Origin of the sequence: uncultured Tateyamaria sp. (assembly GCF_947496075.1) — a bacterium.
GTDB lineage: Bacteria > Pseudomonadota > Alphaproteobacteria > Rhodobacterales > Rhodobacteraceae > Tateyamaria.
Genome location: NZ_CANMBJ010000001.1, coordinates 502,844 through 528,210, shown reverse-complemented (window position 1 = coordinate 528,210; position 25,367 = coordinate 502,844). Strand labels below are relative to the sequence as shown.

The window sequence follows — 25,367 nt, the reverse complement described above, 5'->3', positions numbered from 1 at the left end:
CAAATGGCACAAGTTACACTGAACGGGGTTGGAAAAACCTACCCGAATGGATTTGAGGCGGTGAAGCCTTCCAGCTTTGACATTGCGGACGGTGAGTTTGTTGTCCTTGTGGGGCCATCAGGCTGCGGCAAGTCCACGCTTCTGCGCATGGTGGCTGGCCTTGAGGACATAACCGCTGGCTCGCTGAACATAGGAGACCGCGAGGTCAATGATGTGGATCCGGCGGACAGGGATGTCGCCATGGTCTTTCAGAACTATGCGCTTTATCCGCACATGACCGTGCGCAAGAACATCGGCTATGGCCTCAAGAACCGTGGCACTTCTGCCGCCGAGATCGAGGCGAAGGTGCAGGATGCGGCCAAGATGCTCGATCTGAGCGCCTTGCTGGACCGCAAGCCTTCGCAACTGTCTGGTGGTCAACGCCAGCGCGTCGCGATGGGGCGTGCCGTGGTGCGCGATCCGGCGTTGTTTCTGTTCGACGAGCCATTGTCCAACCTGGACGCCAAATTGCGCAACCAAATGCGGATCGAAATCAAGGCCTTGCAGCGACGTCTTGGTGTGACGTCGATCTATGTGACCCATGACCAGGTCGAGGCCATGACCATGGCGGATCGTATCATTGTCTTGAACGGTGGCGAGATCGAGCAGATCGGCACCCCGGCAGAGATCTATCACAATCCTGCCTCGAAATTTGTCGCGTCCTTTATGGGCGCGCCGCCAATGAACCTGATAGATGCACAACTGGAAAATGGCGAAATCCGTATGAACGGCAGCACCGTACTGACCGCTCCCTCGGACCAAGCCTATGCCGGGCCGGTCACAATGGGCATTCGCCCCGAAGACGTTGTCATAGATGAAGCCGGTTCGACGCCCTTTACGATTGAAATCGTGGAAGAGCTGGGAGCCCATCGCCTGTTGCATGGCCGTTTGGCGGGGCACGCCTTTACCGTGCATGTCGGCAAGGAGTCATTGGCGAATGCGGGTGAGGTCAGGCTGCAGATCAAACCGGATGCGATCCGGCTGTTCCAACCGGAGACCGGTAAAGCGATATGATCACCGATGTTCGGACGGTTCTTGAACCGGTGAGCGAAGAACAGCGCGCGCGTATTCTGTCTGCCCCGCGCACGGCGGACGCGCATCGTCAGCTGCTGAACGGTATTCCTGCCATGAACGCGGTTCAATGTGGGGGCAGGGCGCAGCGGGACCGCTTGCCAAGCGACATTACGGTGGTCGCATGGAACGTTGAACGGTGTCTGTTCCCCGAAGCCTGTTCGGATCATCTTGAACCGATCAAGCCTGATGTGGTGCTGTTGTCAGAGGTGGACAACGGTATGGCCCGTACCAGCCAGCGCCACACAACCGCAAGCTTTGCCGACGCGTTGTCGATGGTTTACGCCTATGGCGTCGAGTTCCATGAGTTGGGACTAGGCGGCCCAACTGAACTGCCGCTGTGCACTGACGACTTCAATGTGCTTGGCTGGCATGGCAATGCAATCCTGTCCGCCGTGCCCTTCGATCGGGTGGCGATGGTTCGGCTCGATGATCATGGACATTGGTTTGCGGGCGACAGCGGAGCATCGGACCCGGAGCAGCCGCGTGTCGGTGGTCGGATGGCATTGTTGGCGGAACTGCCGACAGAGAAGGGACCCATAACAGTTGTTTCCACGCATTTGGAAAGCAATGCGGATGCGCCACATCGCCATCGCCAATTTGATATCTTGTTGGATGCCATCGACGATTTTGCGCCAAGTGGCCCGGTCGTGATCGGCGGTGATTTGAATACCGGGAACCACATGCCGCCAGACTTTGACTGGCGTCAGGAAACTCTCTTTTCCTTGGCTGAAAGCCGCGGCTACTCGTGGGAATTTACCGCTGAGGGAACGACAACAAGGCCCAGCCTGATCACGCCACATCCGGATCGGCAAATGAAGCTGGATTGGATCGCTGGGCGCGGTTTGCGGTGCCAGGAGTGCGGGATCAGGACGTCGCTGTCAGACGCGGGGCAACCGCTATCAGACCACGACCTTGTTTGGGCGGCTGTGTCTTTGGACTAGGATCCTGATGCTGGCCGCAATCAGTCTTGGCGCGCGCATTCAGCCACAACCAGTCGCGTGCACCGCCCATGAACGGCGTTTCTGAACTCTCATGTCTGGATGGCGCTGATCGCGACATCTTTTGCGGTTTCCCTGTTTCGTTGCCTGTGATTGCATGTCGTCGCACGGCAAGGGAAAGCACACATGGCGGACAAGACCATTTTGGTTGTCGGGACCTACGATACCAAGAATGACGAACTGACCTACATGGCCGAGCGTATCACCGCCATGGGTGGTGGCGTGCTGGCAATGGACATCTCGGTTCTGGGTGATCCCGAGCGTCCAGTCGATGTCTCAAAATCTGAAGTGGCGGAGGCGGCAGGCACGACCATTCAAGCGGTGATCGACAGCGGTGATGAAAACACGGCCATGCAGATCATGGCGCGTGGGGCGAGTGTGCTGGCGCGGTCATTGCTGGATCAAGGCCGGTTTGATGGTGTGGTCATCTTGGGCGGCTCCATGGGGACGGATGTGGCGCTGGATATCTGTCAGGCGTTGCCCTTGGGGGTTCCCAAATATGTGGTGTCCACGGTCAGTTTTTCGCCAGTCATCCCGACAGACCGGTTGTCGGCTGACATACAGATGATCCTGTGGGCGGGTGGCCTCTATGGTCTGAATTCGGTCTGCAAAGCATCGCTAAGCCAGGCGGCGGGGGCGGTATTGGGGGCTGCACGCGCCGTTGAGCCTCCGGCGGCTGATCGTCCAATGGTTGGTATGACATCGCTTGGCTCATCTTGCCTCCGATACATGAAGCGCCTGAAACCAGAGCTGGAGGCGCGGGGTTACGAGGTTGCGATCTTTCACGCCACCGGCATGGGCGGCATGGCGTTTGAAAGTATTGCGCGCGAGGGTGGCTTCGTCTGCGTCATGGACTTTGCCTTGTCCGAGCTTGGCAACCTGATGGCGGGGTCCGTGGTGAATGGCGGCGAAGATCGCATGCTGAATGCCGGGCGCGCAGGCATTCCACGGATCGTCGCGCCGGGTTGTCTTGACCTGATTGACTTTGCAGGCTGGCAGGAGATCCCGGAGCAATATCGTGACCGCCCGTTCCACGCGCATAATCGATTGATCAAATGCTCTGCATTCAACGCGGAAGAACGCCGTGCGACCGCACGAGAAATTGCCAGGCGGCTCAAGGCCAGCGACACCCCGGCGCATGTGATCCTTCCATCTGGCGGGATCGAGGAATGGGATCGCCCGGGTCAACCGGCGCATGATCCCGAGGGGTTGGCCGCCTTCTGCGACGAGATGCGCGCTGTGATTACAGAACCGTTGGGATTTACCGAGGTTGCCGCTCACATCAATGATGATGCGTTTGTGGATGCAGCGCTGGCTGTTTTTGATGGCTGGGTTGTGGATGGCACGATTGAGGCACATGGATGACAGGACCGCTGCACGGGTTGCAGGTGATCGAATTTGCCGGGCTTGGTCCGGCCCCGTTGACGGGGCAGCTTCTGGCTGACATGGGGGCAGATGTTGTGGTGATTGACCGCGCCTCCGGTCCTGCTGATCCGTACGATGTGAACCGGCGCGGCAAGCGGTCAATTGCGTTGAATTTGAAGTCTGATACCGGGCGTGGGGTGGCGCGTGATTTGCTTGCACAGGCTGATATCCTGATCGAAGGTTTTCGCCCGGGCGTGATGGAGCGTCTTGGCTTGGGGCCGGATGACACGCCGGACACGTTGATTTATGGCCGCATGACCGGGTGGGGGCAGGACGGGCCGCTGGCGCAGACCGCAGGCCATGACCTGACCTATCTGGCGCAAACGGGTGTGCTCAGCCTGATGGCGACAGTTGATGCACCGCCGCGCCCGCCATTGAACCTGATTGCGGACTACGGCGGTGGGGCCATGTTCCTGATTTTCGGGGTTCTTTCTGCGGTCATTGCACGGGGTCGGACGGGCAAAGGTCAGGTGGTTGATGCTGCCATGGTGGATGGTGTGCCAGCGATGATGGGGTTGCTGCATGGCTTTATGGCCAATGGGTTTTGGACGGATCAACCTGGGCAGAACTGGTTGGATGGTGGTGCACCGTTCTATCGCTGTTACCGCTGTTCTGACGGGCGTGATGTGGCCGTCGCAGCCTTGGAACCGCAATTTTATGCAGCCTTGCTTGCGGGGCTTGAGCTGGAGCCGATCAGCTTGCCGGATCAGAATGATCGAAGCGGATGGCCTGCACTGACCGGCAAGTTCTCTACATTGTTTGCACGGCGCCCGCGCGATGAATGGGCTCGCATCTTTGCTGGGACGGACGCCTGCGTTGCACCGGTTCTGTCGATGGAGGAAGCGCGGGATGACCCGCACATGGCGGGCCGTGGTACCTACTTGTCCGTTGACGACGTTTGGCAGGCTGCACCCGCGCCCCGTCTGAATCACACTCCACCGCGTAATCCAAAATCGTCGACGGCACCCGGGCAGGACGCTGAGGCCGTACTGTCCGAGCTCGGTTACGATCAGACAAGTATTGACGCGCTTCGGGCGGACGGAGCGCTGACATGAAGGCATTGATCGTCGGCGGTGGTATAGGAGGGCTGTCCACTGCGATTGCCTTGCGCTTGCGAGGCTGGGATGTGTCCGTGTTCGAGCAGGCCCCGGCGTTGACTGAAGTGGGTGCTGGGCTGCAGATCTCACCTAACGGCTGGCATGTGCTTGAGGCGCTGGGCGTGTCTGCGCACATGACGCGGACGCTCTTCGAACCGGAAGCGATCGAGATGCGCCTGGGCGTATCAGGTCGTCAGGTGTTTTCACTTCCTATGAAAGGGTATGCGGCCCAGCGCTGGGGCGCACCATACATACATATCCATCGCGTCGACTTGGTGGATGCGTTGGTGGAGCGTTTGAACGAGTTGTCACCCGCTGCCGTGCAAACCGGTTTGAGTGTCTCCACATATGATCCGAAGGGTACTGTTGTGTTCGCAGATGGCACTCAGGTCTCGGGTGATCTGGTTGTTGGGGCCGATGGGCTGCATTCGGCGATCCGTCAGCAAATGCTGGGTCCGGACAAGCCACGATACACAGGCAATATTGCCTGGCGCGCGGTGGTGCCAGTCGATGAACTGGATCGTCCGCCCCCGCCAACGGCATGTGTCTGGGCGGGCGACAAGCGCCACGCCGTCACCACGCGGTTGCGCGCTGGTACATTGGCGAACTTCGTCGGCATGGTTGAAGAACCGGAGCCAGCGCCTGAAGGTTGGCGGATCGAGGGCAGCCGTGATGATGCGATGGCCGCCTTTGACGGATGGCATCCAATCGTCGCGGGGCTGATTGCAAAAGCCCGGGTTTTGAATCGCTGGGCCCTGTTTGATCGGACGCCTTTGCCCCGCTGGCATGAGGGGCAGGTCACCCTATTAGGCGATGCAGCGCATCCGATGTTGCCATCCATGGCTCAAGGGGCGGTGCAGGCGTTGGAGGATGCATGGACGCTCGCGGCAGTGCTCGAAGATGCCGCATCGGTTGAGGTCGGATTGCAGCGTTATTTTGACTTGCGCATCGAGCGTACAGCACGGATCCAGACCGGGTCAGCCGCCAATGCACGCATGTTTCATAAGGCGACACCGCTTGGCAGTATCGGGTTCTATGGACCAATGGCACTTGGAGCACGCATCGCCCCCGGACTGATACATGCGCGCCAGGATTGGGTCTATCGCCACGATGTGACACAGGCCATCTAGGTATTGGCAGCGGCGCGTACGGATTGAGGTGTTTAGCCTGTCCACGTGCTGAAGGCGCGGTAGAAGGAGTTTGGGTCACGATAGGCAAGCAAGTAGCTGATTTCGGCCACGTTCAAGTCTGTTGAGGTCAGGTAGTCGCGCGCCAGATCTGCGCGTGTGGTGTCGAGGACCTGTTGAAATCGCGTGCCTTCGTCGCGCAGATGCCGTTGCAGGCTACGTGTACTCAGCCGCATGCGCCGTGCTGCGGCGTCGATTGTGGCTTCTCCAGCGGGTAGCATTTCTGCCAGTGTTGCGCGCAACCGCGCCGTTATCGCCTTTTCCGAGGTCTGCAATTGCATCTGACGTTTGAAGCCGGGTTCAAGCTGCGCCCATTGCGCCGGATCAGCCGACAGTAACTTGCGGTCGGCATCCTCGGGCGCAAGCATCATCATGTTCGGTCCTCCCGTTTCAATGGGAATGCCGATGAACTCCTCCAATGCATCATGGCAGGCCAGCCGTTCAGGCAGGCGGGCGGCCTGCGGTATCATGTGATGACCGGTGCACGCGCGGATGGCCTCGGTCAGAAAGACAAGCTCGGTTGCTGCAAAGGTCGCGGGTAAGGGCAGGGTGGGTTGGTTCGAAGATTTGTGGATCTCCAGAGCCTGCGATGGCGTGCGCTTGAGTCTGAGAACGAGTGGACCGGTCAGGGGTTTGAACAGTGACAGTCGCTCCAGTCCAACGGCCACGTTGGGGCTGCACGTAAAGGCAAAGAATGCGGGGTTGAATGGCCCGCGGGCATAGGCGCGACCCAGCATGAGCGGGGTGTCTTCGCGGTCCGCTTCCGCGAGGATTGCATTCCATCCCGCAAAATAGTCTGCCGCAGATACGCCGCGCCCTTCGTTTTGCAGAAAGTCCGGCGGAAACCGCATGCGCCGCATCACGGCGGTCGGATCCACTTGCAACAGCCCACACAACTGTTCGGTCGTCCGGGCAATCTTGTAATAGGTTTCTTGCGGCGCGGTCATGGTGCCAGTGTGACCACTTTTCGCCGACCAAGCCAGCGGCTTGGCGGAATATGCAAGTCATTTGGCGTGATCGGGTTGCCGCATGGGGCCGCGTGAAGCGGCCCCGCTTGGTCAGCTTTTGTTCATCCGGTTTTCGATCAGGTCCTCAACCACGGACGGATCGGCGAGGGTTGATGTATCGCCCAATGCGCCAAAATCATCCTCGGCAATCTTGCGCAGAATGCGGCGCATGATCTTGCCTGATCGTGTCTTGGGCAGGCCCGGCGCCCACTGGATCAGATCGGGGGAGGCGATGGGGCCAATCTCGGACCGGACCCATGTGCGCAACTCCTTGCGCAATTCTTCGGTCGGTTCCTCGTTGTTCATCAAGGTGACATAGCAATAGATGCCCTGACCTTTGATGTCGTGGGGATAGCCGACCACTGCAGCCTCGGCCACTTTTGCGTGCGCGACAAGTGCGCTTTCCACCTCGGCCGTGCCCATCCGGTGCCCTGAGACATTGATCACGTCATCCACGCGGCCGGTGATCCAGTAGTCGCCATCTTCGTCCCGGCGACATCCATCGCCGGTGAAGTAGTAGCCTTTGTAGTCAGAGAAATAGGTTTTCTCGAAGCGCTCGTGATCGCCCCAGACTGTGCGCATCTGGCCCGGCCAACTGTCTGCGATGACCAGCACCCCTTCAACACCATTGCCTTCAATGACGTCGCCGGTGGCAGGCTCCAGAACCAATGGCTTGATCCCGAAGAACGGTTTCATCGCCGCGCCCGGCTTGGTCGCATGGGCACCGGGCAGGGGCGTCATCAGATGGCCACCTGTTTCGGTTTGCCACCACGTGTCTACAACGGGGCATCGCCCGCCGCCGATCACGTCATTGTACCAATTCCAGGCTTCCGGATTGATTGGTTCACCAACCGTACCCAGTATGCGAAGGCTGCTCAGATCGCACTTGGTCACGTAATCATTGCCTTGGCCCATGAGGGCACGAATGGCCGTAGGCGCAGTATAGAACTGTGCCACCTGGTGCTTTTCGCAGACCTGCCAGAAGCGGCTGGCATCGGGGTAGGTCGGCACCCCTTCGAACATCAGGGTTGTGGCCCCGTTCGCGAGCGGGCCGTAGACGATGTAGCTGTGGCCGGTCACCCAACCCACATCTGCTGTGCACCAGTAAATCTCACCATCTTTGTAGTCGAAGGTGATCTCGTGCGTGAGCGACGCATAGACAAGGTAGCCGCCGGTGGTGTGGACGACACCCTTGGGCTGTCCCGTCGATCCAGACGTATAAAGAATGAACAGAGGGTCCTCTGCGCCCATCTCTTCTGGTGGACACTCTGCCGGGACATTGGCCGCTTCTTCGTGCAGCCAATAGTCCAGCCCGTCGCGCCATGCAATTTGCTGTCCCGTGCGTTGCACCACCAGGCACTTGGTATCGTTGATCACGTTGATCAGCGCTTGGTTCACATTGTCCTTGAGGTTGGTCACGCGGCCCCCGCGGGGGGCGCCGTCGGCGGTGATGACCACCTTGGCATCGCAGCCTGATACGCGCGCTGCCAGCGCGTCGGGCGAAAACCCCGCAAATACAATGGAATGAATCGCACCGATACGTGCGCAAGCCAGCATGGCATAGGCGGCTTCGGGGATCATCGGCATGTAAATCACCACCCGATCACCTTTGCTAACGCCCAGCCCCTTGAGCACATTGGCCATTTTGCACGTCTCTGCATGCAACTTTGCATAGGTGACGTGCTTGGCGGTATCATTGGGATCGTCGGGTTCCCAGATGATGGCCGTCTGATCGCCACGTTTTGCAAGATGCCGGTCGATGCAGTTGGCGGAGACGTTCAGTGTGCCGTCCGCATACCAATTGATCGACACGTTGCCGAAATCATAGGACACGTCCTTGACCTCGCTATAGGGCGTCATCCAGTCCACCCGTTTCCCTTGCTCACTCCAAAAGGCCGCCGGGTCGCTCATGGATGCCGCATACATCTCGTCATAGCGGGCCGCATTCACATGTGCATTGGCGGCCAGATCGGGATGTGGCGCGTGTGTTTTGGTTTCGGGCATGGTTCCTCCGGGTCGTCCTATTCTTGTTGGAGGTGCGCAAGATTTACGTGCCATCCTCCATGATGACGCAACCGTGCGCGCGGCCTCCTCCCTCTGTTGGTGATAATACGCAATGCAGAGCAGAAGGAAATAAATGGGACGTTGGTTGTATAGGTCAGGCCAAAGCCGTGTGATGTGACGGATGAGGTGATAAAATAATAAATTACAATGACTTACACATCTTTTTTGTCGAAATCCCTTGAAGAGTGGCCCCCTGCATCTTCGCGTCACGCACTTGAAAAGCTGCGATAAAACACCTGCTGCATTGCAGCGACGGCTGTTGTTCGAGAATCAAGCTGGCATTTGGCCGGTTTGCAGCCCCTTGGCAGCGCGAGGCCGCCACGCTAGCTTCCACTCTAAGCGGGCCGTCAGGTCCCGCATCAAGGGAGAAACATCATGAACAAATTCGCGTTGGGCGGCGTTGTTGCCGCTGTATCATGTACATTTGCGCTCGAAGCCGCGGCCACGGAATGGAACGTGTCGGTCTGGGGCAAGCGTCGTGCCTTTACCGAGCATGTTGAAAAACTGGCCGAGCTCGTGTCTGAAAAGACAAACGGCGAATTCACCATGAACATCAGCTATGGTGGCTTGTCCAAGAACCGCGAGAACCTTGATGGCATCTCGATCGGTGCGTTCGAAATGGCACAGTTCTGCGCAGGCTATCACCGGGACAAGAACCGGGTGATCACCGTTTTGGAATTGCCGTTCCTCGGGGTCGAGAACCTGGAGCAAGAAGTGGCGGTGGCGACTGCCGTCTACCAACACCCAGCTGCCGTCGAGGAGATGGAGCAGTGGAACGCACGCCTTCTGATGACCTCGCCGATGCCGCAGTACAACTTGGTCGGGACGGGCGAACCTAAGACAACGCTGTCAGACTTTGAAGGTATGCGCGTGCGCGCAACAGGTGGCCTGGGCAAGGCTTTTGAAAGCGTCGGTGGCGTTCCGACATCTGTCACCGCAACCGAGGCTTACCAGGCGATGGAGTCCGGTGTTGTAGACACGGTGGCATTTGCCCAGCACGCACACCTGTCGTTTGGTACGATCAACCAGGCTGACTGGTGGACGGCCAACCTGAACCCCGGCACCGTGAACTGCCCGGTGGTTGTGAACATCGACGCGTATGACAGCTTGTCGGACGAGCACAAGGCAGCGCTCGAAAGCTCGGTTTCCGAGGCGATTGATCACTACCTGGCCAACTATGCCGAATTGCTCGAGCGTTGGGACAGTGTTCTTGAAGAGAAGGGCGTGCAAAAGGTCGAGATAGACGACGCAGTGATTGCCGAGTTCCGGTCGATTGCAGCAGATCCCGCACGTGACGCGTGGATCGCAGACATGGAAGGGCAGGGCTTGCCCGGTCAGGAACTGTATGACCTGGTCGTCAAAACACTCGCTGACGCCAAAGGCGGAAGCTAAGCCTTAAAGGGGCGGGTCACATGGCCCGCCCTAAACACATAAAAACAGGGGGCAGGGATGGCAGGTGCATCCACAGTGCTGGAAGACTCCAGTGTTCTAAGCCGTTTGGATAGGGCGCTATTGCCAATTGAGCAGGTCATGGCCTTGTTAAGCGGACTGGCCGCCTTTTCCCTCATGTTCCTTGCCGCTTATTCGGTCGCAGGCCGGGAGTTTTTCGAAGCACCGCTGATGGGTTACGTCGACCTGATCGAAATGCTGATGCCTCTGATCGCCATTATGGGTGTGTCCTATGTTCAGCGAAACGGTGGGCACATTCGTATGGACATCATTATCGGTGCCATGCGGGGACGCCTGCTGTGGCTGGTCGAGCTGATCATGGTGGTTTTGATCCTTGTCCTCATGATTGCTTTGGTTTGGGGGGCATGGGCCCATTTCGATCGTTCTTTTGACTGCGCACGTCCGTTTTGCAGCCGAGACAGTTCCATCGATATCTCGCTGCCGATCTGGCCATCGAAACTGCTGGTGCCCATTGCCTTTGCTGTTCTGTGTGCCCGACTTGTGCTGCAAGCCGTCGGCTATGCGCGTGCCTTCTGGCTGAACCTTGAGCGCCCAGTTGCAGTGCCGTTGATCCAGAGTGTCGCCGCGCAAGCGCGTGCAGAAGCCGAAGCCCTGGACGGAGCAGACTGATGGACCCGATCACAATTGGCCTGTGGGTTACAGGCGGCATGCTGTGCCTTGTTTTTCTGGGAATGCGTGTTGCGTTTGCGGCTGGTTTGGCTGGCTTCGTCGGCTTGGTCTGGTTGCGCTGGAACGGCTTTGATTACGCGCCGGAACGCTTTGGAAAAGCGCTGGAAATCAGCGTCAAGGTTGCGGGCCAGGTACCTCACTCAAAGGTATCTGCGCACGCGCTGAGCCTGATCCCAACCTTCATTCTGATTGGCTATTTGGCCTACTACGCCAAACTCACTACCGCCCTCTTCGATGCCGCCAAAAAGTGGATTGCCTGGGTTCCGGGGGGCTTGGCCGTGTCCACCGTGTTCTCGACCGCCGGCTTTGCCGCTGTGTCAGGAGCCTCGGTGGCGACCGCAGCCGTGTTTGCCCGTATCGCGATCCCAGAGATGCTTAAGATCGGCTATAACAAACAATTCGCGGCTGGTGTTGTCGCGGCCGGTGGCACGCTTGCGTCGTTGATCCCGCCGTCAGCCATCCTTGTGATCTATGCGATCATCGTCGAGCAGGATGTGGGTAAACTGCTGTTGGCTGGTTTTATTCCCGGTGCATTTTCCGCCTTTGTCTACGCCATTCTGATCATCGGTATCGCGGTTATCTTCAAAACCGTTGGCCCGCCCGTTACCGGTTTCACATGGAAAGAACGTTTGCTGGCTCTACCACCTGCGCTGCCCATCGTAGCGGTTGTCGTGATCATCATCTTCTTTGTCTACAACCCCTTTGGCGACGCATGGGGGACGCCGACGGAAGGCGGGGCAGTGGGCGCGTTCATTGTATTCCTCATGGCGGTGTACCGAGGCATGCGCTTGACTGAGCTGAAGGACGCGCTGATCGAGACGGCCAAACTGACGGTGATGATCTTTACCATCATCTGGGGCGTCTTGATTTATGTTCGCTTCTTGGGGTTCGCTGACCTGCCGGGTGCATTCTCGGACTGGATCACTTCGCTGACCGTGTCGCCCATGTTGATCCTGGTTTGCATACTTCTGGCGTATGCCGTGCTGGGCATGTTCATGGACGCAATTGGCATGCTGCTCTTGACCCTGCCCGTGGTCTACCCGGCCGTGATGGCGCTTAACGGGGGCGAATTCGTCAGTGCGGAGGACAGCACCTTTGGCATGTCCGGACCAATGTGTGCGATATGGTTTGGCATTCTGGTGGTCAAGATGGCCGAGTTCTGTTTGATCACACCGCCCATCGGTCTCAACTGCTTTGTGGTTGCGGGCGTGCGCGATGATCTGAGCGTGCAGGACGTGTTCAGGGGAGTTACCCCTTTCTTCATCGCGGACGCGATTACAATTGCGCTTCTGGTTGCGTTCCCGGCAATTGTTTTGTGGCTTCCATCCTTGGCCTAGCCTTTGTGGACTTGCACTGCCTCTGCATCTGACAGCACGCCATGAGGCTCGTGCCATGCACCGTTCTTCTTGGCAAAAGGTACCGCACGGCTTATGTCGCGCGCCATGGCAACACATGCTAACATAACCCGCGCCGCACGCTTGTCCGTTGCACCTATGATGGATTGGACGGGTTAGTTAGTAAGTTCAGTATCTTAATCGGTTCTGTGTGCACTGTGTGTGCAACAAGAAATCGCGTTCTAGCGCACTCGGTCGGGCGTTTGGCGGTTGTGTGGATTTGGTCGAACTGAAGCGCGTTGGACCCGGAGGGCCTAGAGATCTCACCAACTCTGCAACGGCACGTAGTCATTTGTCCCTTGTCGTGCCCATCAAAGAGTTGGTGAGTTGAAGGCCGGCGTTTCCCGTGTCGGTGGCGGTCGTTGCCATGTTCCTGCTAGCCGCGGCGATCATGCCTAGGGCGATTGAGCGTGCAGTGCTCCATGCGACAGCCACAAACGTCGGCTAAATGTACCTCTTGGTCACGATGGGATCTGTCTTTTTCGTGCTGTTCCTTGCACTGACACGGATCGGGAGCAGGGGACTGTGCGCCCGGGATCAGAAGGATGCTGTGCCCTCGAACTCGATACTCCTGCCCGTTGCGACGTGCGGCACGTGGTGGCAATACCCATCCAGCGCGTAGCGTCGACATCGACCATGGACATTGGCAGTACATGAACGATGTCGCGCATCTTACCAGCGGTGAGTTGTTGTCACGTCCTTCGTAGTGTCAGCCAGATCAGCAGTGCGACTCCGAGCATCGCGGAGAGAGCTGATCCGCTGAGAATGCCCAGCTTCGCCGCATTCAGGACAGACCAGTCGAATGCGAGGCCCGCAATGAACAGCGACATCGTGAAACCGATTCCCGTGAGAAACGAGCCGGCGATGATGAATGGCCACGACAGCCCTGGCGCGAGCACAGCCAAGCCTGAGCGGACCGCAAGCCAGCTGAACCCGAGGACGCCAATCGGTTTTCCCAGCACTAGGCCGACAATGATCGCCACGGAAACCGGTTGTCCGAAATCGCCACCGCCAATAGTGATGCCAGCATTTGCCAGCGCGAAGATCGGCATGATTGCAAAGCCGACCCAAGGGTGCAGCACTATCTCAAGACGTTCGACCGGCGAGAGCGATTCGGTGAGCGCTCGGCCCGCCTGACGAAGGTCATGATGGCCTGCAACATCCCCTTGCCGATGGTCGCCGTTCGGAGCGGCGAGTACGCGCCCGAGGATCACACGCAGGCGAATATCGCTCACCCAAATTCGGGTAGGGGTCATGAGGCCCAGAATGACACCGGCGATGGTCGCGTGAACGCCAGAGGCATCGAAGCACAGCCAGACTGCCGCTCCCATGAAGAAATAGACCGGGATGCTTCTGATCCCGAGGCGCGAGGCGGTTGCTACAATACCAATTCCCAGCAGGCCCAACCCGAGGGCCGACCAAGTCGGCGCTTCCCCGTATCCAAGGGCGACCACGAGTATCGCGCCGACATCATCAAAGATAGCGAGGGAAAGCAGGAACAGACGCAAGGTTGGAGGGATCCGGTTTCCGAAAAGGGCCAGGCATCCGATCACGAACGCCGTATCTGTCGCCATCACGGTTCCCCAGCCGTGCATCCCGGGTTGCCCGTACATCATCGCAAGAAACAGGGAGACCGGTACTACCATGCCACCCACTGCGCCTGCAAACGGCAGGGCGGCCTGTCGAGGGTTTTTCAATTCTCCCAGCACGATTTCCCGCTTGAGCTCCAACGAAAGCACAAAGAAGAAGAGCGTCATCAAACCGTCATTGATCCAGTGTCGCAGCGAGCGGGTGAAATCCAACGAGCCGAATGTCAGGCCAATGGGCGTCTCCCAAAAGCCCAGAAAGGCCTCTCGCCAAGGTGAATTCGCCAGCGCCAAGGCCAGTAGAACCGCCAGAAGCAGGAGCCCTCCTGCCGCCGCTTCGATTTTCAGAAAGCGCACAAATGGCTTTGTTATTCTGTCGGCGGCCTCATGGGGCAAAGTCTGGGCATCGTCGATCATGGGATGAACATGCCTTTTCCAATTGGACGATGCACCGCTCTCACATCGCAGCCCTGTAGGCACCTTCGCGCGTCTCTTTGCCCAGGCATCATATCATGGAAGGTTCAGGAGGACAGAGCGCGTGCCTCGGCGAACGACAAAAGTCTGCGGCGATGCTCATCCCAGAGGTGGAGGTGCGCGCAGCGGAGACTTTGCCGAAGCGTGATGCGCTTGGTCTGTGCCAGAATCTCGTGATCCTCGATCACCTCTGGCAGGCGATAAAACGGAATTCGACTGGCCAAATGATGAACATGGTGGACACCGATGTTGCCAGTAATCCAGCGTAGAACGCCTGGAAGATCGTAATGTGAGCTTCCGTTAAGCGCTGCTTCGTGGATGTTCCAGTTTTCTTCGTGCCGCCAACTGGTTTCTTCGAACTGATGCTGGACATAGAAGAACCACATGCCGGCGACTGCACCCAAAAACATGGTTGGCAGGAAGACGAACAGAACAACGTCCCATCCACCCAGCCAGACGATCAAGGCCAGCGCCGAACCAATGGCGGCATTTGTTCCCATCGCGCTCAGCCAGTATCGCCAGCCCGACCGCATTAAGTGAACGGGCAGTCGGTTCTGCAAAAAGAACGTATAGAACGGCACCACCCCGAACAGGAAAACTGGATTGCGGATAAGCCGATAGAGCGCCCGGCCGAGCCACCCCTTTTCTCGGTACTCCGTGACTGTGAGGGTCGGCATATCTCCGACACCCCGCCGGTCGAGGTTTCCGGTCGTGGCATGATGGATTGCGTGCGTTTTGCGCCAGACGTCATAGGGCGTCAGCGTGATCACGCCGATAACGCGACCGATCCAGTCGCACAGACGCCGATTGCGAAACAGGGACCCGTGACCGCAATCGTGCTGGATCATGAACAGTCGGACGAGGAACGCCGCATTCACCAGTGCCAGGGCCATTGCCAGCGCAGTACTGATCGAGAGCATCCACCAGGCGACCGCCCATATTGCCACAAACGGGGCCACTGTTACAGTCAGCTCGAAGATGCTGCGCGAATGGATTGGCTGTCGGTATTTCGCCATCGCCCGCGACCAGTCTGAAGGAGCCAAATTGGGCTCTTCCCGCATCAGATCAGTCTGACCGGCAGCATTTTGCGTGCCCGGCTCCTTACCCGAAATGGACGAGGCCCGCGCTTGTACTGGGGGCTGCGGCGCGCTCAGAGGCTGAGCTTTGCGGACTTGGTTGGTGGTCTGATCCGGTAACTCTTCTCGATCCCGCCCTTGGCGACGACTGTTGGTTGAATAGGACGAAAGCTTCATCGGCAATAGAAATCCTGTGTGATTGAGCGTTTACACTTGCGGCCTCCGAACGGAGTTGCCACCAGCGATGATCTGGTTGATGAGTGCCGCAACAGATCGGTGCGTTTCCGTTTCGGCCTCTGATCCCTTTGCGTTCTCATGGGTTGCTGCGGCGTCGCGAAGAACACCTACGATCTCATGCTCCGGCAGCAGTCCGCCATCGTTCATCGCAAGCAGAAGTGCTTCGCAGATTGAAAGGGCGGCCTGTCCTGAATGCTCGTTCGCCGTAGACATCTTCGGAATTCCCTTCTTGTTTCGCGATCTGGCCCGAATTCGCACCGGACCTACCCATACTTCTCGCACGATATGAGCTATGCTGGACTGATCGAGAGCAGTCGAAGAAACGATTTCCACACGGCTGACGGACCTGTCAGGGAGAAGCTATGACACCATTCGCGACCAGCCCGCTCACCCGCAAGCTTTCTGCCTTTGTCGCTTTGTCAAAGGCGGAGTTGGATGTGCTCGAGCGCCTGCACCAGCGCCGCCGCTCCTTCGTCGCTGGGCGCGATATGGTGCATCAGGGGCAGTCGGATCAGGCTGCCTATATCCTGTCGGAAGGTTGGGTTTGTTCCTACAAGCTCCAGCCTGACGGGACACGCCAGATCGTCGACTTCCAGGTGCCCGGGGATTTCCTCGGCCTGCGCAGCGTGCTGCTGCGGACATCGGACCACAGTTTCGAGCCGATCGTGGACATCATGGCCGCCGAGGTTCTCAAGAGTGACCTTTTGGACGCCTTCGCGCAGACGCCCAGGCTTGCGACGGCCATTCTATGGGCCGCGTCGCGGGACGAGGCAATGGTGGTCGAACACCTTGTCGGGATCGGCAGGCGCGACGCGGACGCCCGGATGGCACATTTTCTGTTGGAACTGGGATCGAGGCTGGCACTGGTGGATATGGGATCCCGGGAAGGATACGACTGCCCACTGACCCAGTATCACTTGGCCGATGTGCTGGGGTTAAGTGCCATTCATGTGAATCGCGTCCTGCGACAGCTGCGCGAAAGAGGGCTGGTGATCTTTCGAGACGGTCGCGTGTCCTTTGAAGATCGTGCCGGGTTGGTGGAGCTGGCTGAGTTTGATGCAGCCTATCTGGATCAGACCGGGCCGCTCTTGAAATAAGAAGGACCGCCGGCCATTGATCGGCGGGCGGCCCCGGTGTTCAGGTCAGACGCTGGACATTAAGCGAGCGCGTGGGTCGCCGCATCGAGTTCCTTGTTGGTCTCGGCGTCGTTCTTCGCCGTGTTGGCTTTCTCGGCTGCCTGGTAGTGCTTCAGCGCCGCGTCCTTCTTCGGACCAGCGGGCGCCTTGTCCCACGCGACCTTCACGGACGTCATCTTTTCGGCAGTCTTGTTCTGTTCGGGTGTCATTGGAATTGTCCTTTCATGGACTTTCCGAGAAACAAGAAGCGCGCCGACATGCCGGCCCTTTTGGGATCGACACGCCCACACGCTTCTCAGGTACTCGGAAAAAGATGCACCGCCAAATACTCGGCGGGCACGTCCCACCTAACCGATGTTGGCGCCACGCCGTACTGACGTAGGTTAGTCCTGGCGGCCGCGGCAGGTCGATTGCCTCTGCGCTTCTCATGTCACCACAGTTTGCTGGTGGGAAATCCTTACCCAAGTCTCGTCATCGTTAAGATAGGTCGAGGCGCAGAGCGCCTTGTAGATTGGCACGTCGGGCTTCTCCGCCGAGACCCGATAGGTGAGTATCGCGATGTCACCGCATCGCGTCACGCGCCGTTCGGCCATGACGACGGAACGCCAGCCGGTCCTTTCGCGAAGATGGGGCCAGATCTGGTCGCCCTGGAGGATCCCGGGCGGATAGGGAAAAATCATCACCGCGTTGGTCGCTGTCGTCGCCCGTGCGTTGTCGGCACCACTGGTCCAGAAGTCTTCCTCCATGTCCCACAGAACGCCCTGTTCACGCGGTGATAGCGTGCCGGACTTGTGTGCCGCATGTGCCGGTCTCTTCGCAGTCGCGGTTGGTGCGGTCATTCGCCTGACCCCGACCCGCCAACCATGAACATCTGAAATAGAAGGAAGATAAACGCGAGCACCGCCCAGATCGCTCCGCTTGTCCCGGGGCGGTCGCCGGTCACCGTCGAGGCAGCTCGCTTCAGGCTACCGGACTCCCGGCCTTCGGGAAGCAGCTGGCTCAGGTCTCGTGCGATCTTGCGGTGATCGCTTGCGAGCGCGGGTACGTCCCGAAATCGGGCAAGCAGCGTTCCCAAGCGTGCCTGCGCGGCGTCGTGCCCCAGCATGACCAGTTCAGCGGTTTCCTTCCATGGATCGATGCCAAGCCGCGCGAGCGTGGAGAGCACGGTCACGGCATAGCCGTTCCTGTCCTCGCCGACCGACGCATGCAGAAACCGATCGAACTCGGGCGGGTGCGGGTTGAGTACATTGGGGTCGGCCATAGCCAATCCTTTCAAGGGTTGCAGGAATGCAGATCATCCCTGTTTCCCAAAGGATACGCGCAGGTCGGTCTCGCCGCCCTTACACAGGTCAGTGCCCGCAAACCTCCCCAGGGTGTTCGCTACCCGCGCGGCGCCCGGGACTAACATGTGTCAGCACCAGTCGAACGGTTCCGAAGTACAAGAGGAGAAATCGTTCGACTGGTCAGGTCCGGAACCCAAGGGGCCGTCAACAGTGGCGAGCGACGGATCTGCCAAAATCGTGGAGGCCATAGATGAGCGTGCGTTCATCCAGTTTGAGGGTGACTTTCCTGCACCCGTTCCGCCTAGCCGATTTTCCGGACGAACTTCCGGCCGGGGACTACGAAGTCCTGATTCAGGAAGAACTTCTCCGCGGGCAAGGTTTCGAAACGTATCAGAGGACGGCGACCCATATGACCGTTCCTGGCAGAGGGGATCGGGCGGGTTGGATGGAACTGCACACGATATCAGAGCGCGACCTGAATGAGGCGCTGAGCCGGGATCTGGGTCCGACTGAGATGAACAACCACAGCGAAGCGGCGCTTTCTCCGCAGGAGGACTTGCTATGAATACTCCCGAATGGCTCAAACCCGGCATCTATGGTGCCGTGATCGGTGCTGTCTTTGTCGGCGTCGTCGGATTTTCATGGGGTGGCTGGGTGACCGGCGGCACCTCGAATGACCGCGCGGTTGCGATGTCCCGTAACGATGTCGTCGCCTCAATGGTTCCGGTCTGCCTCGACATGGCGCGGTCAGACCCGGCCCGGGCGGACAAGCTTGCAACGATCCGGGCAGCTTCAACCTACCAGAGGCGCGACGCTCTCATGACAGCCGGCTGGGCGACGATGCCAGGAACCGATGCCCCAGACCGAGACATTGCGCAAGCCTGCCTGAAGGAACTGGAACTCTGAGGTCATGCTGTTCAGAGCCGACGATGTGATGGCGCAAATCGGGTCGCACCGTCAAACGCGCGAGCCACGCATCGCCCCGAGTGCCAAAACCGAAATAGGAGCTTGCGATGCCTTCTGATAACAATGGACCGGAAGATCGCGGACCTTGGAAAAACAAGCAGACCCGCGTTCCCCCTGAGGTTGACGCAATTCTCAGACGGGGCCGGGATCGGCTGCACGGCATCCTGCCGGACGGTCTGCCACCGGTGAAGCGTCTTGCAATCGGGGCCGCCATTGCGCTTGCGGCGTTTGGGGCGTGGACCTCGTATTACACGGTGCCGAGCGACTCCGTTGCGATTGTCCAACGGTTCGGGAAGTACGCGGCCGAGGTCCCTCCGGGGCTGCACTTCAAGATCCCGTTCGGGATTGACGTGACCACGTTGGTCCCGGTCAAGCGCCAGCTGAAACAGGAGTTCGGGTTTACGACTCCGGGTGCCTCCGATCCCTATCAGAGCCCGACGGACGGTCGCCGCGAGACCGAGATGGTGACTGGCGATCTCAACGCCGCGCTCGTGGAGTGGGTGGTGCAGTACCGGATTTCCGAACCCCGGAAGTTCTTGTTTGAAGTGCGCGAGCCAAGCGCGACCCTGCGTTACGTCTCGGAGTCCGTCATGCGCGAAGTCGTGGGAGACCGCACAGTCGACGAGGTGATCACCGTCGGGCGCCAGGAAATCGAAAGCGAAGCCCTGCTGAAGATGCAGGCGCTCGCGACCAAATACGCGATGGGCATCAGTATCGATCAGGTACAGCTGAAGAACATCAATCCGCCCCAGCCGGTTCAGGCCTCGTTCAACGAGGTCAACCAGGCACAACAAGAAAAGGAGCGGATCATCAACGAGGCCCGCCGCGAATACAACCGCGTCATACCTCTGGCCGAAGGCGAAAAGGACCAGCGGATCCGCGAAGCCGATGGTTATCGCCTGAGGCGGATCAACGAAGCCGAGGGCGATGCGGCCCGGTTCACGGCCCTCCTGACGGAATACCGTCTGGCGCCCGAAGTGACCCGGCGCCGGATCTACATCGAAACCCTTCAGGATGTTCTGCCGGGAATTGGTTCCAAGATCATTGTCGACGGGTCCACAGCAAGCATCCTCCCGCTTTTGAATCTGGATCGACAGACAGGAGATCAACCATGAAGACCCTTTCGCTTATTGCCTCGGGAATCGCGGTTGCCGGGGTCGTCGCTGTGTCATCCGCCGTCTACACCGTAGGCGAGGTCGAACAGGCCATCATCACCCAGTTCGGCAAGCCGGTCGGCGCGCCGGTCACCGAGGCTGGTCTCAAGTTGAAACTCCCCTTCGTTCAGGAGGTTAACCGGATCGACAGCCGGGTTCTGGAGTGGGACGGCTCGCCATCGGACATGCCCACCAAGGACAAGCTCTATATCTCAGTCGATCTCTTCGCGCGCTGGACGATTACCGATCCGTTGCAATACTTCCTGCGCCTACGCGACGAGCGCAGCGCCCAGTCTCGCCTCGACGATATCCTCGGCAGCGAGACGCGCAACGCCGTAGCCAAGCACGAACTCATCGAGATTGTGCGCACGACCAGGGGGCGGACGCCGCTTCGGGACACGCTTTTGACGGACCAGGAGCTTGCGCAGGACATTGGCGCACTGGTTCCCATCACGAAAGGGCGGGCGCTGGTCGAACAGCAGATCTTCGAAGCGGCGGCGGAGAAGGTGCGCGTCTTCGGGATCGAGCTTCTCGATATCCGCTTCAAACGCATAAACTACAATGAAAGCGTGCGGCCCAAAATATATGACCGCATGATTTCGGAACGGCGACAGATCGCCGAACGCTTCCTGTCGGAAGGCAACGGCGAAGCAGCCCGTATTCAAGGCAACAGGGTGCGTGATCTGAACAAGATCCAGTCCGAAGCCTATCGCGCCGTCGAGGAAATCCGCGGTGCCGCAGATGCCGCCGCAGCAGCAATCTATGCGGGTGCTTACAATGTCGATGCCGTTTCGGTCGAATTCTACGATTTCACCCGAACCATGCAGGCCTACGGCGATATGATCTCGGACGACACGACGCTTGTCCTGACGACGGACAGCGATCTGTTCCAGTTCCTGCGCGGCATGCAGGGCGAGGCAGACCCACTCCGCGATCCGGGCAGCGTCCCAGGCGACGGTGGCGTGGCGTCAATCGGCAGGCCCCGACCAGCGCAAGACCCCGCGACGCCGATCCTGACACGCTCAGATGTCGGCGTTGGCCGATAGTTTCGTGGCCAAAGGCAGCAATCATGAATAGAGGGTATCAAGCGGGAGCGGCAGCGGGAGACAAGACGCTGCCCCCAAAGGAAGACGATGGCGCGGGGCGCGGCGAAAGACTGTTTGCCCTGGGTCTGTTCCACTTCATCGAGCGTCTGTTGCTGGTTGTCATCGTGGCCATGACGCTGCTCGCCGTTGCCTTCGAAATCGTGGCAATATATCGCCTTGGCACCATCCTGCTGGCCGATATTCTGCTGATGTTTCTCTATCTTGAAGTGATCGGAATGGTTGCGGTGTATTATGCCAAGCGCAATTCCGTGTTTGTGTATCCAATTTTTATTGCGATCACTGCGGTCGGACGGCTGGTCGTCCTGCAGGGCAAGGAAATGGCGCCGGAAAACATACTGATCGAGGCGGCCGCCATTCTCCTCCTCTCGTTGTCTGCACTCGTAATCATCTGGGCGATTGGCAAGCAGGCAGCATGATGACGCTCAGGCAAGATCTCGCGCAGGTTTTTGGGCTTCTATTTTGACAATGAATCAGTCTTCAACGAAGGCTGACAGCCATAATCATGGCGGAAGCACGTCAATGACACTCGGACTGCCGAGGTCGGTTTCTTTACGCTTCTGGGCAAGACACACCCACTTAATTTCTGTGCCCCTAACCTGGGTCAGCGCACGAATTACGCTTGGCTGGTAGGTAGATGGCAAGAGTTGTATCGCGATGAGGTGAGGGCCTGCCTGCGCACGCCCGAGCACACGACATCCAGCGTCACACCACGCAGCGTGAAGGATGACAAGCCATGACATCATTGAAAGATCTTACCACGACGGCCGCAGAGACGACCGATCTTGAACGGCGCGTTCTGGCCCATGAACGGATCCTGCAAGCTCTAATCGCCTACATGGCCCGTACCGAGCCGCGTTTCGTCGACCACCTGCGAGAACGGTTCGTAGATCCGATGAGATTGGCCCAGCGCGAACACGACCACCGCGAAACCGATGATTATGCGGCAGAATTTATTCGCGCGGTGATGCTCCTAGGAGAAGCGCGCGCGCCCAACGCGAAGGAGCCGGAAATGACCAACAAGCAACCCGTGCCACCGAAAAGCAAAGGTGAACAGGGTTCTTCCATGAACAGGCCACCGCAGCGCGGTGGGGTTCAGGTACGCGAACGAAACGGAATTTGGGAGGTGCAGGTCGATGGCAAGTTCCGCGGCGATTACCACCAGAAGGAACATGCTCTCGCCGCTGCAGCGTTGTACAAGTTGTCACCCCGATGACCGGTAGCACTCATCCGACAGTCCCGCAGGACTTCTCGATCCAGGTGGCCGAGAACGAAGGCATGCCATCGAGATCGAATTCCAGGGGCTCCCCGCCGCCGCCCGCGCCCACGCGATGGCTGACTGGAACGCTCACGCTTGCGCTATCGAAGACTCGCGCGGCAAACGGCAGACTCTGGTCCGCCAAGGAGCAAGCGGCGATGAGGCATCCCCTCGCGAGGCTGATCGCGAAGACGGCAGTCATAGCCGGTGTGATAGCGTCTTTCGCCTTCCCCGTTCTCGCGCAGGATGGCACGGGCCCAATGCCTGAGAACGCCCAGCCGCGCAGCTATGGCGGCGGATGGGTCTGCGATCTTGGTTACCGGGTGGCGGGCACCGAATGCCTTGCGCTCGACATCCCAGAGCATGCCTATCCAACCGGGCGCTCCTACGGGACGGGGTGGGAGTGCGACCGTGGCTATGAAGAGGTAAACGGGATATCCTGCAATTTCATCTCGCTGCCCACCAATGCCTTCCTCCGGTCTTCCGGCTACGATTGGCAATGCGAACGCGGGTTCCGGCAGGAGAACGAGGCATGCGTGCCCATCGTAATTCCCGAGCGTGCCTACCTGACAGACGATCACTCGGGGACTGGATGGACCTGTGATCGTGGCTATGAGGCTCTTGCAGGGACATGTTCGCCGATTGTCGTGCCAGAGAACGCGTATCTGACCAACGCAGACTACGGCGCCGCCTGGGCTTGTGAGAGGGGCTTCGTCAGAATCGACGACCGATGCGACGCCGTTGTCGTGCCATCGAATGCCTATCTGGACGAGGCATCCTATGGACCGGGCTGGAGCTGTGATCGTGGGTACGAGCCGCTGAGCGGTTCCTGCGTCTCTATCGATCTGCCGGAGAACGCCTATCTCGACCGATCCGGCAACCGGTGGAGCTGCAATCGAGGCTTCCGGCTCTCTGACGGGATGTGCGTCCTTGCACGGTGATGCGGATTTTTCTCGTCGTGGCGGGTCCGGCATGCGCGTCAGCATCGGGTGCCGTCTGCGCTACAGCTTCCCGCAGCCGACGCCACTGATTGCGATGCTGAACGTCCACTACTCGCGCTTTGGCGATCTGGAGCGTGCCGACTATCTCGTGACGCAGCCGAGCGTGCCGCTGGAAAGCTACCGCGACGGGTTCGGCAACTGGTGCACGCGGATGGTGGCCCCGGAGGGCGACTTCTGCCTGTCGACGGATGGCATCTTCCGCGACACGGGCCAGCCTGATCCCTCCATGCCCGGCGCGCGGCAGTACGCCGTTCAGGATCTGCCGTTCGAGACCCTCGTGTTTCTGCAGGGAAGCCGGTATTGCGATACCGACCTTCTGTCGGAGGAAGCGTGGCGCCTGTTCGAGACCACGGACCCCGGATGGTCACGCGTGCAGGCGATCTGCGATTTCGTGCACGGACATGTCCGCTTCGACTACATGCAGGCGAAGGCGACGCGCACCGCATCGCAGACCATGGCCGAGCGACAGGGTGTCTGCCGCGACTTCGCCCATCTCGCCATCGCCCTGTGTCGTTGCATAAACATTCCGGCCCGCTACTGCACCGGATATCTGAGCGACATCGGTGAACCTCTGCCTCATCCGCCTGGGGACTTCGCCGCTTGGATGGAGGTCTTTCTCGCTGGTGAATGGCACATGTTCGACCCGCGGAATAACAAGCTGCGGTTTGCCAGAATTCTGATCGCGCGCGGTCGCGATGCTGCCGATGTCCCTCTGACCCAGACATTTGGTCAGAACACTTTGACGGAATTCAAGGTCTGGACGGATGAATTGGCCTGACTGACCTTGGCTTCCTTTTTGATGCGCTATCGTAAACCGGGTCGCCAATCCCCACATAAGTAACACTGGCGTCAAGCATCCCGGTCCGACATGGACGAGGAGTTGGCGTCGGAAAATCAAAGGATCGATGAAATGTCCTTCAAGGACCTGACCGCCAGGGCTGCGGCTGCGTTAAAGCCCAAGCCTGCGAAAACAGCGACGTCCCCTGCCAAGGAGACCGAGCCCAAGGCTTCTGGCAAGGATGCACCCGCCAAGTCCAAGACATCTTGAGACCTACACAGGTTACGCGCCTCATTCCTGTAAGGGCGCGGACCATCCACAGCGACAAGGGAAAGGAACGCACCAATGGAAGATCTGACGAGCAAGACCGTTGCGGTTTTTTCCCGGCCCTTCACCGTTCCGGGCTTTGACGAGACGCTCCCGGCGGGAGAATACGAGATCGAAACGGAGGTGGCTTCACCCCCTGATCAACGGGATCCCGCAGCCTGGAAAGCTTCCGTCCTTGTGAAGCTTCATCCCCGGATATCTCATCCGGGACTTGCACGGACTCTGACTGTTTCCCTTGCCGATCTGGACCATGCCCGCGCCAGGGACAAGCTGACGGGCAGAGCGTTGTCCGACTTCTTCCTTGAGGAAATGCTGGCAGATCCGATGGTGCGCCTCGTTATGGAGGCCGACGGGGTCTCCGAGGCGCATCTGAGACATCTCTACTCCGGGCACGGGACGCCCCAGTCTGACAGGGATGTCCTGGACCGGAACCCGGCGCGACAAGGCGCACGTGACATTGCGTCAATCCATGCTGCTGAAAACGAGGGCATGCCCCCACGACCGACAGGGACGTCGGCTATGCGCACGGAAGTCAGCGCGGATTCGATATGATCGCGAACAAAA

At 59.1% G+C, this 25,367-nt stretch carries 27 protein-coding genes; 19 read left to right on the top strand and 8 right to left on the bottom strand.

Annotated elements, in window-relative coordinates; all coding sequences use genetic code 11:
• Positions 1–3 precede the first annotated feature (3 nt).
• The 5 genes from ugpC to Q1A51_RS02660 all read left to right on the top strand — a co-directional run bounded on the left by ugpC (position 4) and on the right by Q1A51_RS02660 (position 5,763).
• Complete coding sequence (ugpC, locus tag Q1A51_RS02680; protein ID WP_299603541.1) at positions 4–1,053, top strand: sn-glycerol-3-phosphate ABC transporter ATP-binding protein UgpC; 1,050 nt, start codon at positions 4–6, stop codon at positions 1,051–1,053.
• A complete protein-coding gene (locus Q1A51_RS02675; RefSeq protein WP_299603538.1) occupies positions 1,050–2,054 on the top strand; it encodes an endonuclease/exonuclease/phosphatase family protein in 1,005 nt (334 codons plus the stop codon). The genes ugpC and Q1A51_RS02675 overlap by 4 nt, the downstream gene beginning before the upstream one ends.
• A gap of 183 nt (positions 2,055–2,237) precedes the next feature.
• On the top strand, positions 2,238–3,476 hold the full coding sequence (locus tag Q1A51_RS02670; protein WP_299603536.1) for a Tm-1-like ATP-binding domain-containing protein: 1,239 nt from the start codon (positions 2,238–2,240) through the stop codon (positions 3,474–3,476).
• On the top strand, positions 3,473–4,591 hold the full coding sequence (locus tag Q1A51_RS02665) for a CaiB/BaiF CoA-transferase family protein (RefSeq protein WP_299603533.1): 1,119 nt from the start codon (positions 3,473–3,475) through the stop codon (positions 4,589–4,591). The genes Q1A51_RS02670 and Q1A51_RS02665 overlap by 4 nt, the downstream gene beginning before the upstream one ends.
• Positions 4,588–5,763, top strand: a complete 1,176-nt coding sequence (locus tag Q1A51_RS02660; protein ID WP_299603530.1) for an FAD-dependent monooxygenase — start codon at positions 4,588–4,590, stop codon at positions 5,761–5,763. The genes Q1A51_RS02665 and Q1A51_RS02660 overlap by 4 nt, the downstream gene beginning before the upstream one ends.
• 32 nt (positions 5,764–5,795) lie before the next feature.
• Here Q1A51_RS02660 and Q1A51_RS02655 read toward each other — a convergent pair whose 3' ends face one another.
• A complete protein-coding gene (locus tag Q1A51_RS02655) occupies positions 5,796–6,767 on the bottom strand; it encodes an AraC family transcriptional regulator (protein WP_299603527.1) in 972 nt (323 codons plus the stop codon).
• A gap of 111 nt (positions 6,768–6,878) precedes the next feature.
• Positions 6,879–8,831, bottom strand: a complete 1,953-nt coding sequence (acs, locus tag Q1A51_RS02650) for an acetate--CoA ligase (RefSeq protein ID WP_299603524.1) — start codon at positions 8,829–8,831, stop codon at positions 6,879–6,881.
• Positions 8,832–9,266: 435 nt separating this feature from the next.
• Here acs and Q1A51_RS02645 point away from each other — a divergent pair, with 435 nt between their 5' ends.
• Genes Q1A51_RS02645 through Q1A51_RS02635 form a run of 3 tightly spaced genes read left to right on the top strand, consistent with a single transcriptional unit; the run spans position 9,267 to position 12,367 of the window.
• Entirely contained in the window at positions 9,267–10,283 is a 1,017-nt protein-coding gene (locus tag Q1A51_RS02645; protein WP_299209179.1) for a C4-dicarboxylate TRAP transporter substrate-binding protein, read from the top strand.
• A gap of 57 nt (positions 10,284–10,340) precedes the next feature.
• On the top strand, positions 10,341–10,970 hold the full coding sequence (locus Q1A51_RS02640) for a TRAP transporter small permease (protein ID WP_299209182.1): 630 nt from the start codon (positions 10,341–10,343) through the stop codon (positions 10,968–10,970).
• Entirely contained in the window at positions 10,970–12,367 is a 1,398-nt protein-coding gene (locus Q1A51_RS02635; RefSeq protein ID WP_299603522.1) for a TRAP transporter large permease, read from the top strand. The genes Q1A51_RS02640 and Q1A51_RS02635 overlap by 1 nt, the downstream gene beginning before the upstream one ends.
• A 749-nt stretch (positions 12,368–13,116) precedes the next feature.
• Here Q1A51_RS02635 and nhaA read toward each other — a convergent pair.
• The 3 genes from nhaA to Q1A51_RS02620 form a co-directional block, all read right to left on the bottom strand.
• Positions 13,117–14,427, bottom strand: coding sequence for a Na+/H+ antiporter NhaA (gene nhaA, locus Q1A51_RS02630; protein WP_299603520.1), 1,311 nt, complete (start codon positions 14,425–14,427; stop codon positions 13,117–13,119).
• Between the two features lie 104 nt (positions 14,428–14,531).
• Complete coding sequence (locus tag Q1A51_RS02625; protein WP_299604025.1) at positions 14,532–15,545, bottom strand: fatty acid desaturase; 1,014 nt, start codon at positions 15,543–15,545, stop codon at positions 14,532–14,534.
• 222 nt (positions 15,546–15,767) lie between these two features.
• A complete protein-coding gene (locus tag Q1A51_RS02620; protein ID WP_263845023.1) occupies positions 15,768–16,010 on the bottom strand; it encodes a hypothetical protein in 243 nt (80 codons plus the stop codon).
• Positions 16,011–16,159: 149 nt separating this feature from the next.
• On the opposite strand from Q1A51_RS02620, the gene Q1A51_RS02615 reads away from it, so the two are divergent.
• Entirely contained in the window at positions 16,160–16,894 is a 735-nt protein-coding gene (locus tag Q1A51_RS02615; RefSeq protein ID WP_299603517.1) for a Crp/Fnr family transcriptional regulator, read from the top strand.
• A gap of 59 nt (positions 16,895–16,953) precedes the next feature.
• Here Q1A51_RS02615 and Q1A51_RS02610 read toward each other — a convergent pair whose 3' ends face one another.
• From Q1A51_RS02610 to Q1A51_RS02600, 3 genes are all read right to left on the bottom strand, one after another.
• The gene (locus tag Q1A51_RS02610; RefSeq protein ID WP_299603514.1) at positions 16,954–17,142 is read right to left on the bottom strand and encodes a hypothetical protein; all 189 of its coding nucleotides are present in this window, start codon (positions 17,140–17,142) and stop codon (positions 16,954–16,956) included.
• A gap of 216 nt (positions 17,143–17,358) precedes the next feature.
• Positions 17,359–17,772 carry a hypothetical protein gene (locus Q1A51_RS02605; RefSeq protein WP_299603511.1) on the bottom strand — a complete coding sequence of 138 codons (414 nt, stop codon included), beginning with the start codon at positions 17,770–17,772 and terminating at the stop codon, positions 17,359–17,361.
• Positions 17,769–18,209: a hypothetical protein gene (locus tag Q1A51_RS02600; protein WP_299603508.1), complete on the bottom strand. Its 441-nt coding sequence runs from the start codon at positions 18,207–18,209 to the stop codon at positions 17,769–17,771. The genes Q1A51_RS02605 and Q1A51_RS02600 overlap by 4 nt, the downstream gene beginning before the upstream one ends.
• A gap of 257 nt (positions 18,210–18,466) precedes the next feature.
• On the opposite strand from Q1A51_RS02600, the gene Q1A51_RS02595 reads away from it, so the two are divergent.
• The 10 genes from Q1A51_RS02595 to Q1A51_RS02550 all read left to right on the top strand — a co-directional run bounded on the left by Q1A51_RS02595 (position 18,467) and on the right by Q1A51_RS02550 (position 25,355).
• Positions 18,467–18,781 (top strand): hypothetical protein, encoded by a 315-nt coding sequence (locus tag Q1A51_RS02595; RefSeq protein WP_299603505.1) that lies wholly within the window; start codon positions 18,467–18,469, stop codon positions 18,779–18,781.
• Complete coding sequence (locus Q1A51_RS02590; RefSeq protein WP_165099958.1) at positions 18,778–19,122, top strand: hypothetical protein; 345 nt, start codon at positions 18,778–18,780, stop codon at positions 19,120–19,122. The genes Q1A51_RS02595 and Q1A51_RS02590 overlap by 4 nt, the downstream gene beginning before the upstream one ends.
• A gap of 107 nt (positions 19,123–19,229) precedes the next feature.
• A complete protein-coding gene (gene hflK, locus Q1A51_RS02585; RefSeq protein WP_299603501.1) occupies positions 19,230–20,297 on the top strand; it encodes an FtsH protease activity modulator HflK in 1,068 nt (355 codons plus the stop codon).
• Positions 20,294–21,382, top strand: coding sequence for a protease modulator HflC (gene hflC / locus Q1A51_RS02580; RefSeq protein ID WP_299603498.1), 1,089 nt, complete (start codon positions 20,294–20,296; stop codon positions 21,380–21,382). The genes hflK and hflC overlap by 4 nt, the downstream gene beginning before the upstream one ends.
• Before the next feature lie 23 nt (positions 21,383–21,405).
• Complete coding sequence (locus Q1A51_RS02575; protein WP_298976166.1) at positions 21,406–21,858, top strand: phosphate-starvation-inducible PsiE family protein; 453 nt, start codon at positions 21,406–21,408, stop codon at positions 21,856–21,858.
• 317 nt (positions 21,859–22,175) lie between these two features.
• Positions 22,176–22,655, top strand: a complete 480-nt coding sequence (locus Q1A51_RS02570; RefSeq protein ID WP_299603495.1) for a hypothetical protein — start codon at positions 22,176–22,178, stop codon at positions 22,653–22,655.
• Positions 22,656–22,855: 200 nt separating this feature from the next.
• Positions 22,856–23,638 (top strand): hypothetical protein, encoded by a 783-nt coding sequence (locus Q1A51_RS02565; RefSeq protein ID WP_299603492.1) that lies wholly within the window; start codon positions 22,856–22,858, stop codon positions 23,636–23,638.
• Positions 23,639–23,669: 31 nt separating this feature from the next.
• A complete protein-coding gene (locus tag Q1A51_RS02560; RefSeq protein ID WP_165099970.1) occupies positions 23,670–24,476 on the top strand; it encodes a transglutaminase family protein in 807 nt (268 codons plus the stop codon).
• Between the two features lie 132 nt (positions 24,477–24,608).
• Positions 24,609–24,746, top strand: a complete 138-nt coding sequence (locus Q1A51_RS02555; protein WP_165099973.1) for a hypothetical protein — start codon at positions 24,609–24,611, stop codon at positions 24,744–24,746.
• A gap of 75 nt (positions 24,747–24,821) precedes the next feature.
• On the top strand, positions 24,822–25,355 hold the full coding sequence (locus Q1A51_RS02550; RefSeq protein ID WP_299603475.1) for a hypothetical protein: 534 nt from the start codon (positions 24,822–24,824) through the stop codon (positions 25,353–25,355).
• Positions 25,356–25,367 lie beyond the last annotated feature (12 nt).

What these genes read in the sequence shown, in the direction of transcription:
- ugpC (WP_299603541.1), top strand. Translation starts at nt 4, where the DNA reads ATGGCACAAGTTACACTGAACGGGGTTGGAAAAACCTACCCGAATGGA.
- Q1A51_RS02675 (WP_299603538.1), top strand. Translation starts at nt 1,050, where the DNA reads ATGATCACCGATGTTCGGACGGTTCTTGAACCGGTGAGCGAAGAACAG.
- Q1A51_RS02670 (WP_299603536.1), top strand. Translation starts at nt 2,238, where the DNA reads ATGGCGGACAAGACCATTTTGGTTGTCGGGACCTACGATACCAAGAAT.
- Q1A51_RS02665 (WP_299603533.1), top strand. Translation starts at nt 3,473, where the DNA reads ATGACAGGACCGCTGCACGGGTTGCAGGTGATCGAATTTGCCGGGCTT.
- Q1A51_RS02660 (WP_299603530.1), top strand. Translation starts at nt 4,588, where the DNA reads ATGAAGGCATTGATCGTCGGCGGTGGTATAGGAGGGCTGTCCACTGCG.
- Q1A51_RS02655 (WP_299603527.1), bottom strand. Translation starts at nt 6,767, where the DNA reads ATGACCGCGCCGCAAGAAACCTATTACAAGATTGCCCGGACGACCGAA.
- acs (WP_299603524.1), bottom strand. Translation starts at nt 8,831, where the DNA reads ATGCCCGAAACCAAAACACACGCGCCACATCCCGATCTGGCCGCCAAT.
- Q1A51_RS02645 (WP_299209179.1), top strand. Translation starts at nt 9,267, where the DNA reads ATGAACAAATTCGCGTTGGGCGGCGTTGTTGCCGCTGTATCATGTACA.
- Q1A51_RS02640 (WP_299209182.1), top strand. Translation starts at nt 10,341, where the DNA reads ATGGCAGGTGCATCCACAGTGCTGGAAGACTCCAGTGTTCTAAGCCGT.
- Q1A51_RS02635 (WP_299603522.1), top strand. Translation starts at nt 10,970, where the DNA reads ATGGACCCGATCACAATTGGCCTGTGGGTTACAGGCGGCATGCTGTGC.
- nhaA (WP_299603520.1), bottom strand. Translation starts at nt 14,427, where the DNA reads ATGATCGACGATGCCCAGACTTTGCCCCATGAGGCCGCCGACAGAATA.
- Q1A51_RS02625 (WP_299604025.1), bottom strand. Translation starts at nt 15,545, where the DNA reads ATGCGGGAAGAGCCCAATTTGGCTCCTTCAGACTGGTCGCGGGCGATG.
- Q1A51_RS02620 (WP_263845023.1), bottom strand. Translation starts at nt 16,010, where the DNA reads ATGTCTACGGCGAACGAGCATTCAGGACAGGCCGCCCTTTCAATCTGC.
- Q1A51_RS02615 (WP_299603517.1), top strand. Translation starts at nt 16,160, where the DNA reads ATGACACCATTCGCGACCAGCCCGCTCACCCGCAAGCTTTCTGCCTTT.
- Q1A51_RS02610 (WP_299603514.1), bottom strand. Translation starts at nt 17,142, where the DNA reads ATGACACCCGAACAGAACAAGACTGCCGAAAAGATGACGTCCGTGAAG.
- Q1A51_RS02605 (WP_299603511.1), bottom strand. Translation starts at nt 17,772, where the DNA reads ATGACCGCACCAACCGCGACTGCGAAGAGACCGGCACATGCGGCACAC.
- Q1A51_RS02595 (WP_299603505.1), top strand. Translation starts at nt 18,467, where the DNA reads ATGAGCGTGCGTTCATCCAGTTTGAGGGTGACTTTCCTGCACCCGTTC.
- Q1A51_RS02590 (WP_165099958.1), top strand. Translation starts at nt 18,778, where the DNA reads ATGAATACTCCCGAATGGCTCAAACCCGGCATCTATGGTGCCGTGATC.
- hflK (WP_299603501.1), top strand. Translation starts at nt 19,230, where the DNA reads ATGCCTTCTGATAACAATGGACCGGAAGATCGCGGACCTTGGAAAAAC.
- hflC (WP_299603498.1), top strand. Translation starts at nt 20,294, where the DNA reads ATGAAGACCCTTTCGCTTATTGCCTCGGGAATCGCGGTTGCCGGGGTC.
- Q1A51_RS02575 (WP_298976166.1), top strand. Translation starts at nt 21,406, where the DNA reads ATGAATAGAGGGTATCAAGCGGGAGCGGCAGCGGGAGACAAGACGCTG.
- Q1A51_RS02570 (WP_299603495.1), top strand. Translation starts at nt 22,176, where the DNA reads ATGACATCATTGAAAGATCTTACCACGACGGCCGCAGAGACGACCGAT.
- Q1A51_RS02565 (WP_299603492.1), top strand. Translation starts at nt 22,856, where the DNA reads ATGAGGCATCCCCTCGCGAGGCTGATCGCGAAGACGGCAGTCATAGCC.
- Q1A51_RS02560 (WP_165099970.1), top strand. Translation starts at nt 23,670, where the DNA reads ATGCGCGTCAGCATCGGGTGCCGTCTGCGCTACAGCTTCCCGCAGCCG.
- Q1A51_RS02555 (WP_165099973.1), top strand. Translation starts at nt 24,609, where the DNA reads ATGTCCTTCAAGGACCTGACCGCCAGGGCTGCGGCTGCGTTAAAGCCC.
- Q1A51_RS02550 (WP_299603475.1), top strand. Translation starts at nt 24,822, where the DNA reads ATGGAAGATCTGACGAGCAAGACCGTTGCGGTTTTTTCCCGGCCCTTC.